This window comes from Cupriavidus gilardii, assembly GCF_017598945.1.
GTDB lineage: Bacteria > Pseudomonadota > Gammaproteobacteria > Burkholderiales > Burkholderiaceae > Cupriavidus > Cupriavidus gilardii_E.
This window is the reverse complement of the sequence record NZ_JAGFTW010000004.1, coordinates 13,195-27,055: the sequence shown is the minus strand read 5'-3', so window position 1 is coordinate 27,055 and position 13,861 is coordinate 13,195. Positions and strand designations below refer to the sequence as shown.

At 69.5% G+C, this 13,861-nt stretch carries 9 protein-coding genes; 7 read left to right on the top strand and 2 right to left on the bottom strand.

Translation table 11 applies throughout. The features are described 5' to 3' along the window. Positions 1-112 precede the first annotated feature (112 nt). Entirely contained in the window at positions 113-4,363 is a 4,251-nt protein-coding gene (locus tag J5T34_RS01965; RefSeq protein ID WP_208578182.1) for a translocation/assembly module TamB domain-containing protein, read from the top strand. A gap of 49 nt (positions 4,364-4,412) precedes the next feature. Continuing rightward, on the top strand, positions 4,413-4,961 hold the full coding sequence (gene bamE, locus J5T34_RS01960) for an outer membrane protein assembly factor BamE domain-containing protein (protein WP_174106803.1): 549 nt from the start codon (positions 4,413-4,415) through the stop codon (positions 4,959-4,961). A 24-nt stretch (positions 4,962-4,985) separates the two neighbouring features. Here the strand turns inward: bamE and metG are convergent, their stop codons facing one another. Together metG and J5T34_RS01950 are read right to left on the bottom strand one after the other, a co-directional pair. Next, a complete protein-coding gene (metG, locus tag J5T34_RS01955) occupies positions 4,986-7,064 on the bottom strand; it encodes a methionine--tRNA ligase (protein ID WP_208578180.1) in 2,079 nt (692 codons plus the stop codon). Between the two features lie 265 nt (positions 7,065-7,329). After that, a complete protein-coding gene (locus tag J5T34_RS01950) occupies positions 7,330-7,962 on the bottom strand; it encodes an OmpA family protein (protein WP_208578170.1) in 633 nt (210 codons plus the stop codon). A 367-nt stretch (positions 7,963-8,329) separates the two neighbouring features. Between J5T34_RS01950 and apbC the strand changes: the two genes are divergently transcribed. The 5 genes from apbC to J5T34_RS01925 all read left to right on the top strand — a co-directional run bounded on the left by apbC (position 8,330) and on the right by J5T34_RS01925 (position 13,679). After that, entirely contained in the window at positions 8,330-9,418 is a 1,089-nt protein-coding gene (apbC, locus tag J5T34_RS01945; RefSeq protein ID WP_174106800.1) for an iron-sulfur cluster carrier protein ApbC, read from the top strand. A gap of 11 nt (positions 9,419-9,429) precedes the next feature. Further along, positions 9,430-9,951, top strand: a complete 522-nt coding sequence (locus J5T34_RS01940) for a DUF3305 domain-containing protein (RefSeq protein WP_208578310.1) — start codon at positions 9,430-9,432, stop codon at positions 9,949-9,951. 61 nt (positions 9,952-10,012) lie between these two features. Beyond that, complete coding sequence (locus J5T34_RS01935) at positions 10,013-10,678, top strand: DUF3306 domain-containing protein (protein ID WP_208578168.1); 666 nt, start codon at positions 10,013-10,015, stop codon at positions 10,676-10,678. A 102-nt stretch (positions 10,679-10,780) separates the two neighbouring features. Beyond that, on the top strand, positions 10,781-12,934 hold the full coding sequence (locus J5T34_RS01930; protein ID WP_208578166.1) for a 4Fe-4S binding protein: 2,154 nt from the start codon (positions 10,781-10,783) through the stop codon (positions 12,932-12,934). A 112-nt stretch (positions 12,935-13,046) separates the two neighbouring features. Continuing rightward, positions 13,047-13,679, top strand: a complete 633-nt coding sequence (locus J5T34_RS01925) for a TorD/DmsD family molecular chaperone (RefSeq protein ID WP_149317721.1) — start codon at positions 13,047-13,049, stop codon at positions 13,677-13,679. The last annotated feature ends 182 nt before the right edge of the window (positions 13,680-13,861 follow it).

Here is a 13,861-nt window from a genome sequence, read left to right as displayed (position 1 = left end):
CGTGCCGGCCGGCACCGGCGCATGACGCGATCGTCGGGATTGCCCCGATCGCCCCGATTGCCTCGATCGCGTCAACTGGCACCGTTCCTGCCGATTTCCCGAGTCCCGGCGCATGAGCACGCCCGATCTGCCTTCCGTTCCCGCCCGCGGCAGCGAGCCCCCGCGCGCGCCGCCGCCGCGCCGCCGGCGCTGGCTGCGCGTGCTCGGCGCGGTGCTGCTCGCGCTGGTGGCGCTGATCCTGCTGCTGGCGATCGCGCTCGGCGCGGCGCTGCGCACCGAGCGCGGCTCGCGCGAGCTGTGGTCGCTGGCCACCCGGCTGTCGGCCGGCGTGCTCGCCGGCCAGTACCAGGGCGGCACCTTCGCGCGCGGCCTGCAGTTGCGCGACGTGGTGTTTGCGCAGGGCGACACCCGCGTCAGCGTGGACCGTCTCGACGGCAGCTGGTCGCTGGCCTGGCATCTGGGGCCGGGCCGGCCGCGGCTGCATGTGGCCGCGCTGCGGCTGGGCAATGTCGACGTCCGGCTGCCGCCGCCCGTGGACGAGCCGGACCAGCCGCCGCCGACCTTGCCCGATTCGCTCTCGCTGCCGCTGGCGGTCGACGTCGATGCGCTGACGCTGGCGCGCTTGTCGATCCTGCGTGGGCCCGAGGCCACCGCATCGCCGCTGGTGTTTTCCGACTTGTCGGCCGAGTTGCATTCCGATGGCAGCCGGCATCGGCTCAGCGTCCATCGCCTCGGCACGCCCTACGGCAAGCTGTCGGCCAACGCGCAGATCGCCGGCGAGGCGCCGTTCGCACTGAATGGCGAGGCCCTGCTCGAAGGCGAATGGGAGAAGGAGGCTTACAACGTCAGCGCCCGCGCCGACGGCATCCTGGAGGCGCTGCGCGCCGATGTCGAGGCGAGCGGCGACCGCCTGCGCGGCCGCGGCGAGATCGAGCTGACCCCTTTCGGCGCGGTGCCCTTTACGCGCCTGCGGGTCGATGCCGAGCGCATCAATCCACGGCTGTTCAACCCGTCCGCGCCGCAGGCCAATCTGTCGGTGCACGCGGAATTGCGGCCGGTCGATGGGTCCGGTGGCGCGGCTGCGCCCGGCGCCCCCGCGGCCTCGGCCCCGGCAGCTTCGGCGCCCGCGGCGCCGGCCAGCCCACCGGCCGCATCGGCGGCATCGGCAGCATCGGCAGCATCGGCGGCCGCCCCCTCCGCTTCGGCTGTCCCCGCGGCGCCCGGCGCGCCTGCCTCACCCGGCACCGCGCCGCTGACCGTGGCCGGCGAGATCACCCTACGCAATCACGAGCCCGGGCCGCTCGACGCCGAGCGGCTGCCGGTGCAATCGCTGCGCGCCACCGTCGAACTGAGCGAGACGGCGCAGCATGTCCGCGACCTGCGCATCGCGCTGGCCGGCAATGGCGAAATCGCCGGCAGCGGTTCGCTGCGCGAGGGCCGCGGCGGCTTCGATCTGGACGTGCGCCGGCTCGACCCGCATGCGATCCATGGCAAGCTGCGCAGCGCGCGGCTGTCCGGCCCGGTGATCGTGCGGCTGGAGCCCGGGCGCCAAAGTGTGGCGCTCGACCTCGGCGGCGGCGAGCTCAAGCTGTTCGCCGACGCGCGCATCGATGCCGACGCGGTCACGCTGGCCGCGCTGCGGCTCGGCGTCGCGCAGGGCAGCGTGCATGCCGAGGGCCGGCTCGGGCTGAAGGAGCAGCAGCCGTTCAGCTTCAAGGGCCGCGTCAGCGACCTGGACCCGTCGCGGCTGGCCAGCGTGGCCAAGGGCCGCATCAATGCGAACTTCGACGCGTCCGGCACGCTGGCCGGCGAGCCGCGCGTGGCGGCCGATTTCTCGATCGGCGACAGCGAATACGCGGGCTTGCCGATGACCGGCGGCGGCAAGATCCGGCTGGCCGGACAGCGGCTGCTGCCCAGCGAGGCGACGCTGTCGATGGCCGGCAACCGCGCCGAGCTGCGCGGCAGCTTCGGCGCGCGCGGCGACCGCATGATGGTGGCGGTCGATGCGCCGCAGCTCGACCGGCTCAAGTTCGGCGTCGCCGGCACGCTCAAGCTCGACGGCCAGGTGAGCGGCACCTGGCAGCGTCCGGAAGTCACCGCGACCTACGATGCCCGCGCGCTGTCGATGGGCCCGCACCGGGTCGACAGCGCGAGCGGCAACGCCGACCTGCGCGGCGGCATCGATGGCCCGCTGCGGCTGCGCCTGGACGCGCGCGGCTATCGCGGCCCGCAACTGACGATGAGCACGCTGCAGGCCAGCCTCGACGGCACGCAGGCGAAACACAGCTTCACGGTGGAAGGCGAGGGCCGCATGCGGCGCCGGCCGCTGCAGCTGAAGGCCGCCGGGCAGGGCGCCTGGCAGAGCGGACGCTGGACCGGCACGCTGAGCACGCTGGAGGAGCGCGGCACCGTCCAGCTGCGGCTGCTGACGCCGGTCGCGATCAGCGCAGGCGCGCAGCGCCTGACGCTCGGCGCCACCCGGCTGCAGCTGGAGCGCGCGACCATCGCGCTCGACAGCCTCGACTGGGACCGCGGCCGCATCCGTTCGAAAGGCCAGCTGACTGCCCTGCACGTCGGCCACCTGCTGCAGCTGGCCGAGGCCTTTACCGGCGATGCGCCTCCCGTGCGCTCCGACCTGGTGCTCGACGGCCAATGGAACCTGAATCTGGCCGAGACCGCGTCGGGCTTTGCCGAACTGCGGCGGCGCAGCGGCGACCTGTCGGTCAACGCCGGCCGCGGCTTCACCACGCTCGGGCTCGGCGAGACGGTCATGCGTGCCGAAGCTGCCGGCAATCGCCTGCATTTGCGCGGCAACCTGGTGTCGTCGCGCCTGGGTACCGCCAAGGTCGACGCCTTCGCCGGCCTGATGCCCGAGCAGGGCGTGCTGACGGTGACGCCGGCCTCGGCGCTGGGCGGGCAGGTGGCCTTCGACGTGCCGCGTCTCAAGGCGCTGGAGGCGCTGACCGGCCCGCAATACGCCTTCGACGGCCGGCTCGCGGCCGCGATGCAGCTGGCGGGCACGATCGGCGCGCCGGTGTTGACGGGCACGGTCAACGGCGACGGTCTGGCGATCACGCTGTACGACCAGGGTATCCGCCTGACCGATGGCATCGTCCGCATCGTGCTCGACCGCAACGTGATCGAACTGCGGCAGGTGCGCTTCCACGGTGGCGACGGCACATTGACCGCCAGCGGCAACGTGCGGCTCGGCGAGACCGATCCCACGCTGCGCGCACGCATCGTGGCCGACCGGCTCGAGCTGTTCGCCAGTCCCGAGCGCACGCTGGTGGTGTCGGGCAATGCCGATATGGCCAACGAGAATCGGCAGTTCGTGATCCGCGGCAAGTTTCGCGTCGACCGCGGGCTGTTCGACCTGCCCAAGGCCGGCGCGCCGGTGCTCGGCGACGATGTGGTGATCGTGCGCAAGTCCGATCGCCGCGCCGAGCGCGAGGTGCGTACCGCAGCCACGCCGGCAGTGCCGGAGTCGCAGCCGACCAGCCGCTTCGCGCCGGTGATCGACCTGTCGGTCGATCTGGGCGACCGCTTCCGCTTCCGCGGCGCGGGCGCCGACCTGCTGCTGGCCGGCCGCCTCGGTGTCAACAGCGAACCCTTGACGCCGATGCGCGTCACCGGCACCGTGCGCGTGGTCGACGGTACCTACGAGGCCTTCGGCCGCCGGCTGCAGATCACGCGCGGCATCGTCAATTTCAATGGCCCGGTCGGCAATCCCAACCTGAACATCCGCGCGATGCGGCTGAACCAGGAAGTCGAGGCGGGCGTCGAGGTCACCGGCACGGTACGGCTGCCGCGCGTGCGGCTGGTGTCCGAGCCCAATGTTCCGGATGAGGACAAGCTGTCATGGCTGATGTTCGGTTACGGCGCCGAGAGCGGAACGGCGGGGCAGCAACAGCAGTTGAGCGGTGCAGCGCTGGGCGGCGCGGCGCTTGGCATGCTGGGCTCGAAGGCGGGCAAGGGCGTGGTGCAGCGCTTCGGCATCGACGAGTTTTCGATCGGTCCGAGCACGGCGGGCCTGAGCGACCAGCAGGTGGTGACCGTCGGCAAGGCGGTCAGCGAGAAGATCTCGGTCGGCTACGAGCAGAGCCTGACCTCGGCCGCCAACGTCGCCAAGCTGACCTGGGCGTTTTCGCGGCGCTGGTCGCTGATCGCCCGGGGCGGCACGATCAACGGGCTGTCGCTGCTGTTCAACCGCCGCTTCGACAGCTGGAGCCAATTATTTTCAGGATCGTCATCACGGCGCGAGGGCGCCAGGAGAGAGCAGGATGGAAGCACGGGAAGCACCGGCGGCGACGCCGACAATCCGCCAACGCCACCGGAAGGGCCCGTCGAGGCCATCAAGCGATGAAGGCGGCGGCGTGGGCGCCGGCCGCCGATCCGCGCGCGGGGTGGCAGCCATGGGCCTGATCGCTTCGGTGCTGGCGCTGTTCGGCTGCGACCAGCGCAAGGTCGACGAGGCGCTGAACAAGGCCGGCGACGCCGCGCGCTCGGCCTGGCAGACGATCCAGCCCGACAGCCAGCTGTTCAAGGGCATCGAGCCGGGCGTGTCCAGCGAGGACGACGTGCGCCGCCAGGCCGGCAAGCCCGAGATCGTCTGGGAAGAGGAAAACGGCGCGCGCCGCCTCGAATATCCGCGCGGGCCCGAGGGCGCCACCACGTGGATGGTGACGATCGGCGCCGACGGCCGGGTCGGCGCGATCGAACAGGTGCTGACCGCCGAGAACTTCCAGCGTGTGCGCGCCGGCATGAGCCAGGACAGCGTGCGCCGGATGCTGGGCAAGCCGACGAAGATCGAGGCGTTCCGCCTGAAGCAGGAGACCGTGTGGGGCTACCGCTGGTGGGAGACCTCGCAGGACAAGGCCTTCTTCAACGTGCACTTCGGCACGGACGGGCTCGTCACGCATACCTCGCGCAGCGACGATCCGTCGAAGGTGCAGGGCGGCTGAGGCCGCCCCGCGGCGGCAAGGCGTTCAGCGGATCCGCATGCCGGGCACGGCGCCCGAGTGCGGTTCGAGGATGTAGAGGCCCGGCGCGGCCTTCTCGTCCGCCGCCGAGGCCGCCAGCACCATCCCTTCGGACAGGCCGAACTTCATCTTGCGCGGCGCCAGGTTGGCGACCACCACGGTCAGCTTGCCGACCAGCTGCTCCGGCTGGTAGGCGGACTGGATGCCGGAGAAGACGTTGCGGGTCTTGCCCTCGCCCAGGTCGAGCGTCAGCTGCAGCAGCTTGTTCGAGCCCTCGACCTTGCGGCATTCGACGATGCGCGCGACGCGCAGGTCGACCTTGGCGAAGTCGTCGATCGTGATGGTGTCGGCGATCGGCTCGATGCCGGCTCCGGCGGCATTGCCAGCCTCGGCCGCACCGGTCGTGGGCGTGGCCTGCAGCGAGTCGCGGTTGGCGGCCAGCAGCGCCTCGATCTGCCTGGCGTCGACCCGCGTCATCAGGTGCGAATACGGCTTGATCGGGTTGGTGCCGCTCAGCTGGCGGTCGACCGCGCGCCAGTCCAGCGGCTCGATATTGAGGAAGGCCTCGACGCCGGCCGCGACGTTCGGTACCACCGGCTTCAGATAGACGGTCAGCAGCCGGAACGCTTCCAGCGACACCGAGCAGGCGGCATGCAGCGCCGGGCGCCTGGCCTCGTCCTTGGCCAGCTCCCACGGTTTTTCGGCGTCGACGAAGGCGTTGACGGCGTCGGTCAGCTCCATCACCAGGCGCAGCGCCTTGCTGTATTCGCGGCCCTCGTACAGCTGCGCGATCTGCGGCGCGGCCTGGCGCAGCTGCTCGAGCAGCGGATGCGACAGGGCGGCGTCGTCGACGCGGCCGTCGAAGCGCTTGACCAGGAAGCCCGCCGCCCGGCTGGCGATATTGACGTACTTGCCGATCAGGTCGCTGTTGACCCGGGAGACGAAGTCGTCCAGGTTCAGGTCCAGGTCTTCCATGCTGGCGTTCAGCTTGGCGGCGAAGTAGTAGCGCAGCCATTCCGGGTTCATGCCGGTGTCGATATAGCTCTGCGCGGTGATGAAGGTGCCGCGCGACTTGCTCATCTTGGCGCCGTCGACGGTCAGGAAGCCGTGCGCGAACACATTGGTCGGCGTGCGGTAGCCCGAGAAGCGCAGCATCGCGGGCCAGAACAGCGTGTGGAAGTACAGGATGTCCTTGCCGATGAAGTGGTACTGCTCGGCGGTCGAGTGCGGGCCGACCCAGGCGTCGAAGTCGATGCCCTTGCGCTCGCACAGGTTCTTGAAGCTGGCGTAGTAGCCGATCGGCGCGTCCAGCCAGACGTAGAAGAACTTGCCCGGCGCGCCCGGGATCTCGAAGCCGAAGTAGGGCGCGTCGCGCGAGATGTCCCAGTCCGACAGCGTGGAGGCCTCGCCGTCGCTGCCCAGCCATTCCTGCATCTTGTTGCTGGCCTCGGGCTGGGCCAGGTCGGCCACCCACTCGCGCAGGAAGCTTTCGCAGCGCGGATCGGACAGCTTGAAGAAGTAGTGGGTCGAGGACTTGCGCACCGGCGTCGCGCCCGACACCACCGAGTACGGGTTCTTCAGGTCGGTCGGCACGTAGGTGGTGCCGCAGACCTCGCAGGAGTCGCCGTACTGGTCCTTGGCGCCGCACTTGGGGCACTCGCCCTTGATGAAGCGGTCCGGCAGGAACATGTTCTTGACCGGATCGTAGAACTGCTCGACCTCGCGCTCGGCGATCAGGTCCTCGGCCTTCAGCGCCAGGTAGATCTTCTCGCACAGCAGCCGGTTCTCCTCGGAGTCGGTGCTGTAGTAGTTGTCGAACGAGACCAGGAAGCTGTCGAAGTCGCGCTTGTGCTCGTTCCACACCCGGTCGATCAGCTGCTTCGGCGTGATGCCTTCCTTTTCCGCGCGCAGCATCACCGGCGTGCCATGGGTATCGTCCGCGCCCACGTAATAGACCTCGTTGCCCATCATGCGCTGGAAGCGGACCCAGATATCGGTCTGGATGTATTCCACCAGGTGGCCGATATGGATCTGGCCGTTGGCGTAAGGCAGGGCAGATGTGACGAGGATGCGACGTGCTGTCATGGGAATGCCGGTCGGGAAGCGGTTGGATGTCGGTGCTGCGCGGCGCGGGCGGGCCGGCGCGCGGAAAACCGACATTCTAGCAAGCGGGGCCATCGGCCGCGGGCAGGGCGGCCCGCGCGGGGCGCGAAGCCAAAAAAAAGCGCCGGTCTGAGCCGGCGCAGCTTTCCACAACGGAAAAGGAGGAGAAATCAGGTACCGCCCGGGAGGTCAGCCACCCATCGCGAGCCAGCAACGGTGGCAAGCGGTACCTGTTTCTATGACTCCATCACCCTTGAATTGGTTTCAAAAAAATTTCGACCCGGCGATTCTGGGCCCGGCCGGCCTCGGTGGCGTTGTCCGCAATGGGCTGGGACTGGCCCCGGCCCTCGGCGTTCAGCCGGTTGCGCGCGACCCCGCGGTCGCCCAGATAGCCGGCCACGCTCTGGGCGCGGCGCTGGGACAGCTGCATGTTGTAGGTCGGGTTGCCGGTGCTGTCGGTATGGCCGACGACCGTGGCATTGACGTCCTGATGCTGGCTCAGCGTCTGGGCGACCTGGTCCAGCACCGAGCGGAACGACGGCTTGATGGTGGCGCTGTCGGTATCGAAGGTCACCTGGCTCGGGATATTGACCTTCAGCGAGCCGTCCGGCTGCTCGGTGATCTGGGTGCCGGTGCCGGCCGTGTCGCGGCTGAGCTTGCCGCGGATCGCGTTCCAGTTGTAGCCCAGCGCACCGCCCGCGGCCGCGCCGACGGCGGCGCCGATCACCGTGCCCTTGGTATTGCCGCCGATCAGATTGCCCAGGCCGGCGCCCACGGCCGCGCCTGCACCGGTACCCACGGCGGTGTGCGTACCCTGCTCGGTCGCACAGCCGGCGGCCAGTGCGGCGACGATCGAAAGGCTGACGAGCTTGAGTTTCATGCTTTCTCCTTCTGTCGATTGTTGTGCTTCAACTGCGGCTGCCTGCGCCTCGGGGTGAGGCATTGTGACGCACTGGCCTAATTGCGCCAGCAGCTTCGCAAAAATGCAAGCGTCAAGTGACGGTTCAGGCGGCTGCCCGGCTGTTGCCTTGGCCTTCGGCCGGGATCCGGGCGAGCCGACGTTTCGGGGCACTACAATAGGGAGATGCCGCCCCGTGCACAAGCGCGACGCTGTGAAAGTTGTAAGCACGTGTAATCCCTTGCGCACCGCAGGGATAATCGAGGTCTTCCAGGCCCTCGCCGAGCCGCGGGGCCACTCTTTGATACAGTACGCGCCTTCCCCCACATATCAAGTAGCGGAGATTGTCTTGAGCCTTACCGTTGACCAGGTTACCGAAGCCTTGCGTACCGTGATCGATCCCAACACGGGCAAGGATCTGGTGAGCACGCGCTCCGCCCGCAATATCCGTGTCGATGGCGGCGATGTGTCGCTCGACGTCGAACTCGGCTATCCGGCCAAGAGCCAGCTCGACCCGATCCGCAAGCTGGTGATCGCGGCGCTGCGCGCCCTGCCCGGCGTCACCAACGTCAGCGTGACGGTGACCATGCACATCGTCGCCCACGCCGTGCAGCGCGGCGTCAAGCTGCTGCCCGGCGTCAAGAACGTGATCGCGGTCGCCTCCGGCAAGGGCGGCGTCGGCAAGTCGACCACCGCCGTCAACCTCGCCCTGGCGCTGGCCGCCGAGGGCGCGCGCGTCGGCATGCTGGACGCCGACATCTACGGCCCCAGCCTGCCGATGATGCTCGGCATCGACGGCCGTCCCGAGTCCGCCGACGGCCAGACCATGGAGCCGCTCGAAGGCCACGGCCTGCAGGCCAACTCGATCGGCTTCCTGATCGAGCAGGACAACCCGATGGTCTGGCGCGGTCCGATGGTGACCTCGGCGCTGGAGCAACTGCTGCGCCAGACCAACTGGCACGAGCTGGACTACCTGATCGTCGACATGCCGCCGGGCACCGGCGACATCCAGCTGACGCTGTCGCAGAAGGTGCCGGTCACCGGCGCGGTGATCGTGACCACGCCGCAGGACATCGCGCTGCTGGACGCGCGCAAGGGCCTGAAGATGTTCGAGAAGGTCGGCATCCCGATCCTCGGCATCGTCGAGAACATGGCGGTCTATTGCTGCCCGAGCTGCGGCCATGTCGAACATATCTTCGGCGAGGGCGGCGGCGAGCGGATGTGCGAGCAATATGGCGTCGACCTGCTGGGCAGCCTGCCGCTGAACCTGTCGATCCGCCAGCAGGCCGATTCCGGCCGGCCCACCGTGGTGGCCGAGCCCGACAGCCCGATCGCCGAGCTCTATCGCGGCATCGCGCGCAAGGTGGCGATCAAGGTCGCCGACAAGGCGCGCGACATGACCAGCAAGTTCCCCAGCATCGTCGTGCAGAACACCTGATCATGGAACCGATGCAGTCCGAGGTGCCGGAGCCGGCCGGCAGCCGCCCCGCCGTCACGATGGCGGTGGTGATGCGCAAGGTCGCGCTGGCCAGCCGCTGGCAGCCGTGGAAGTGGGAGCTCGAAGCGGTGCTCCCCGACCTCGGCGCGTTCGGCACCGAGCCGCACTGCCTGCACGAGGACGACCAGGGCGCGCGCTGGCTCTATCCCGGCTACCCGGTCGTGCTGTTCCGCGACGAAGCCGAGGGCTACTATCTGAACCTGAGTTCCACCGCGCCGTGCTGGTTCGTGCTGTGGCGCATGGATGAGTCCCAGCCCGAAGACCAGCGCCGGCCGGTGCCGATGACCGTCACGCTGTCCTACAACGAGGCAGGGCGCTGGCTGGACGCCGGCGAGACGGTCGAGAACGTGCCGCTCGCGCCCGAGCAACTGGCCTGGCTGCAGGCCTATGTGGCCGAGCACTACCGTCCCGAGCCGAAGAAGCGGCGGCGGCCGGAGTCCTTCAAGTCGCCGCAGGACCGGGCGCGCTACTGAAATTCGTGAAATCCGCGGCAGCCATGTCGTTATCCGTATCCCTGCCGCCTGCAATGCCATCATGAGCGATTCGTCCGAAACGTCCTTCCTGTCCCGCTGGTCACGCCGCAAGGCCGCCGTGCGCGAGGGCAAGGCCGTGCCGGCCGAACCGGCACTTCAGCCGGCCGCGCCGGTCCCCGTCTCCGCAAAGGCGGACGCGACGCACGGCGAGGCCATCCGCGAGGCCGAAGCCCCGCCCGCGCCGACGCTGGCCGACGTGGCGATCCTCAAGCCCGGCGACAGCGTGGCTCGCTTCGTTGCCCAGGGGGTCGACGAAACCGTCAAGCGCGCCGCGCTGAAGACGCTGTTCGCCGACCCGCATTTCAATGTGATGGACGGGCTCGATATCTATATCGACGACTACAGCAAGCCGGATCCGATTCCGCCCGACGTGCTGCGGCGCCTGCGCCAGTCCGAGACGCTGGGCCTGTTCGATCCGATCGAGGAAGCGGAAGAGGCGGGCACCGCTGTCGCCGATCCGGGCACTGCTTCGGCCGAAGCTCAAGCTCAGGCCGAATCGTCCGTTGATCTCCCCGAGGACGGTATCGGCGATCCGGATACCGCCGCGCAGGCCGCCTCGGACGATGGCGGCGAAGCCGAGCCACAGTGCCGCACCGGGCGTGCGCCGCAGGCGGATGCCACCGCCGAGGTGCCGCATACCGAACCAGCTACGGACAAACCTGCGTAGCCCCGGCCCGGTCTCGGGCCTACAATGTCACTCCCTCACAAAACCGCCGGCGCGGACCCGCTCGACAGAAGCGGGCTGGCAAGCCGGCCAGCTGTACCTACCATGCCGACGCTGATCTGCAATTGCAACGACACCATGCCGCTTGACGGGGCGGTGCTGTCGGATGCTTCCTCCCAGCCGGGCGCCGCCCCGCTGAAAGTCCACCGCCTGCTGTGCCGCCGCGAGGTCGGCGCCTTCACCGCCGCGATCGATGGCACCGAAGACGTGATCGTCGCGTGCACGCAGGAACGCCCGCTGTTCACCGAACTGGCGGCGAAAACGCAGGCCGATGGCGTGGTGACCGCGCCGGTGCGCTTCGTCAATATCCGCGAGACCGGCGGCTGGTCGCGCGGCGCGCACAAGGATCCGCGCACCGCCAACGCCAAGATTGCGGCGCTGCTGGCCGCCGCGGCGCTGCCCGATCCGGACCCGGTGCCGGTGGTCGAATACCGCTCGGCCGGCAGCGTGCTGGTGTTCGGTCCGGCCGCGCGCGCGCTGCCCTGGGCCGATCGCCTCGGCGAGGCCGGCCTGCAGGTGACGGTGCTGCTGAGCGGCACGGCCGACCGCGTCGATGGCGCGACGCCGCCCGCGATGCGCGACTATCCGGTCCACAGCGGCCGGCTGGACAAGCTGAGCGGCTGGCTCGGTGCCTTCGAGGCGAGCTGGGACACCGGTGCGGGCCGCGCCAATCCGATCGATCTGGACCTGTGCACCCGCTGCAATGCCTGTATCGACGCCTGCCCGGAAGGCGCGATCGACTTCAGCTACCAGATCGACCTGAGCCGCTGCAGCGCGCACCGCGACTGCGTGAAGGCCTGCGGCGCGGCCGCGGCGATCGATTTCGACCGGCCCGCCGGCACGGCCAGCGAGCGCTTCGACCTCGTCTTCGATCTGAACGACAGCCCGTTCTTCGGCCGGCATGCGCCGCCGCAGGGCTATCTGCATGCGGGCGCGGACCCGGTGCGGCAGCAGCGGATGGCGCTCGCCGCCACGCAACTGGTCGGCGAATTCGAGAAGCCCAAGTTCTTCCAGTACAAGGAATCGCTGTGCGCGCACGGCCGCAACCGCACCACCGGCTGCTCGGCCTGTATCGAGGTCTGCTCGGCCGAGGCGATCGGCTCGCGCTGGCAGGACGGCAAGGGCCGCATCGAGGTCGCGCCGAACCTGTGCGTGGGCTGCGGGGCCTGCACCACGGTCTGCCCCACCGGAGCGATCAGCTACGCGTATCCGAAGCCCGATCATCAGGGCCGGCGCCTGCGCACGCTGCTGTCGACCTATCGGCAGGCGGGCGGACGCGATGCCGTGCTGCTGCTGCATGGGCAGGAGCATGGCGATCCGCGCATCCTGGCGCTGGGGCGCGAGGCGCGCGCGGGCCGGGCCAATGGCCTGCCGCCGAACGTGATTCCGGCCGGCCTGTTCCATCCGGCCTCGGTCGGTCTCGAACTGTGGCTGGCGGCGATCGCCTGGGGCGCGGACCGCGTCGCGGTGATGCTGACGGGCGACGAGGCGCCGCAATATCGGACCGCGCTGGCCGAGCAGATGGCCGTCGCGCAGTCGATCCTGGCGGGCCTGGGCTATCGCGGCGAATTCTTTACGCTGATCGACGCACCCGATGCGGGTTCGCTCGATCGCGCGCTGGCCGCGCTGAACCCCAACCGTCCCGCGCTGCCCACGGCCGCCTTCCATGCCGCCGCGGCCAAGCGCGAGACGCTGGGCTTCGCGCTGGATCATCTGGCCGCGCACGCGCCGGTACCCGCCGACGCCGTGCCGCTGCCGGCAGGCGCACCGCTGGGCGCGGTGCAGGTCGACAGCGGGCGCTGCACGCTCTGCATGGCCTGCGTCGGCTCCTGTCCGTCGCAGGCGCTGCGCGACAACAGCGAACGTCCGGTGCTGTCCTTCCTCGAGCGCAACTGCGTCCAGTGCGGCCTGTGCGAGCGGACCTGCCCGGAAGATGCGATCACGCTGGTGCCGCGCCTGCTGACCGGCGATGCCGTGCGCCAGCCCGTCACGCTGCATGAGACCAGGCCCTTCCACTGCATCCGCTGCGCCAAGCCCTTCGGCACCGCGCAGATGGTCGAGGCGATGCTGGGACGCCTGGCCGGGCACCCGGCCTTCGCCGGCGCCGCCGCCGATCGCCTGAAGATGTGCAGCGACTGCCGGGTCGTCGACATGATCGAGAAGGACACCGGGGCCGCGACCGGCGCGACGCTTCAATGAGCAGGGTGCCGGCGACAGCCGGCACCGGTTTTCGATGCATCAGGCCTATGCGACAAGCCGATGCGGCCCTTGACGTCCTTGACGTAGAACTGCCACCTCTCACCGCGATTCGATGACCGATTTCCAGCCTATCCAGCTGACCCAGGCCGCCCCCGCGGACCAGGCCGAAGACACCGCCCGCGCCGACCTCTACGGCCTGCTGGCCACGCTGTTCTATCGCGCGCCCGACGCGGCGCTGCTGCACCATATCGCCGCCAATCGCGCCCATGCCGACGATGCCGCCAGCCCGCTGGGCCAGGCCTGGAACGCGCTGGGCGAAGCCGCGGCGGGCACCACCGAGGCGGAGGCCGCCGACGAGTACCAGCAGCTGTTCGTCGGCATCGGCAAGCCCGATGTCTTCCTGTACGGCTCGTACTACCAGACCGGCTTCCTGCACGAACGGCCGCTGGTGGCGGTGCGCGAGGATCTGGCGCGCTACGGCCTCGAGCGTCATGAAGGCGTCAGCGAACCCGAGGACCATATCGCCACGCTATGCGAAGTGATGCGCTTCCTGATTGCGGGCGACGACGTCGCGGTATCGAACCTCGGCGAGCAGCAGCGCTTCTTTGCGCGCCATCTGCAGCCGTGGGTCGAGTCGCTGTGCGATACGGTGATCGCGCATCCGGGCGCGCGCTTCTATGCGCGCGCGGCGGAATTGCTGAAGTCGTTCGCGGCCGTCGAGGCGGTCGCGATGGAGATGCATTGAAGGCGTGGCAGCGCTAAAGCGGACGGCTCAGGAAGCCGATAAACGCGCTGTGGCGTGCAGATCGAGATGTCGCGACGCGGGTCGCGCGGCGTGCAACGAGATGTCTCAAGACATTTGATGCACAGCGCCATGGTTACCGAAAATCAGGATAAACCCGCGGTGAGCATGGTCATTCCGTACAT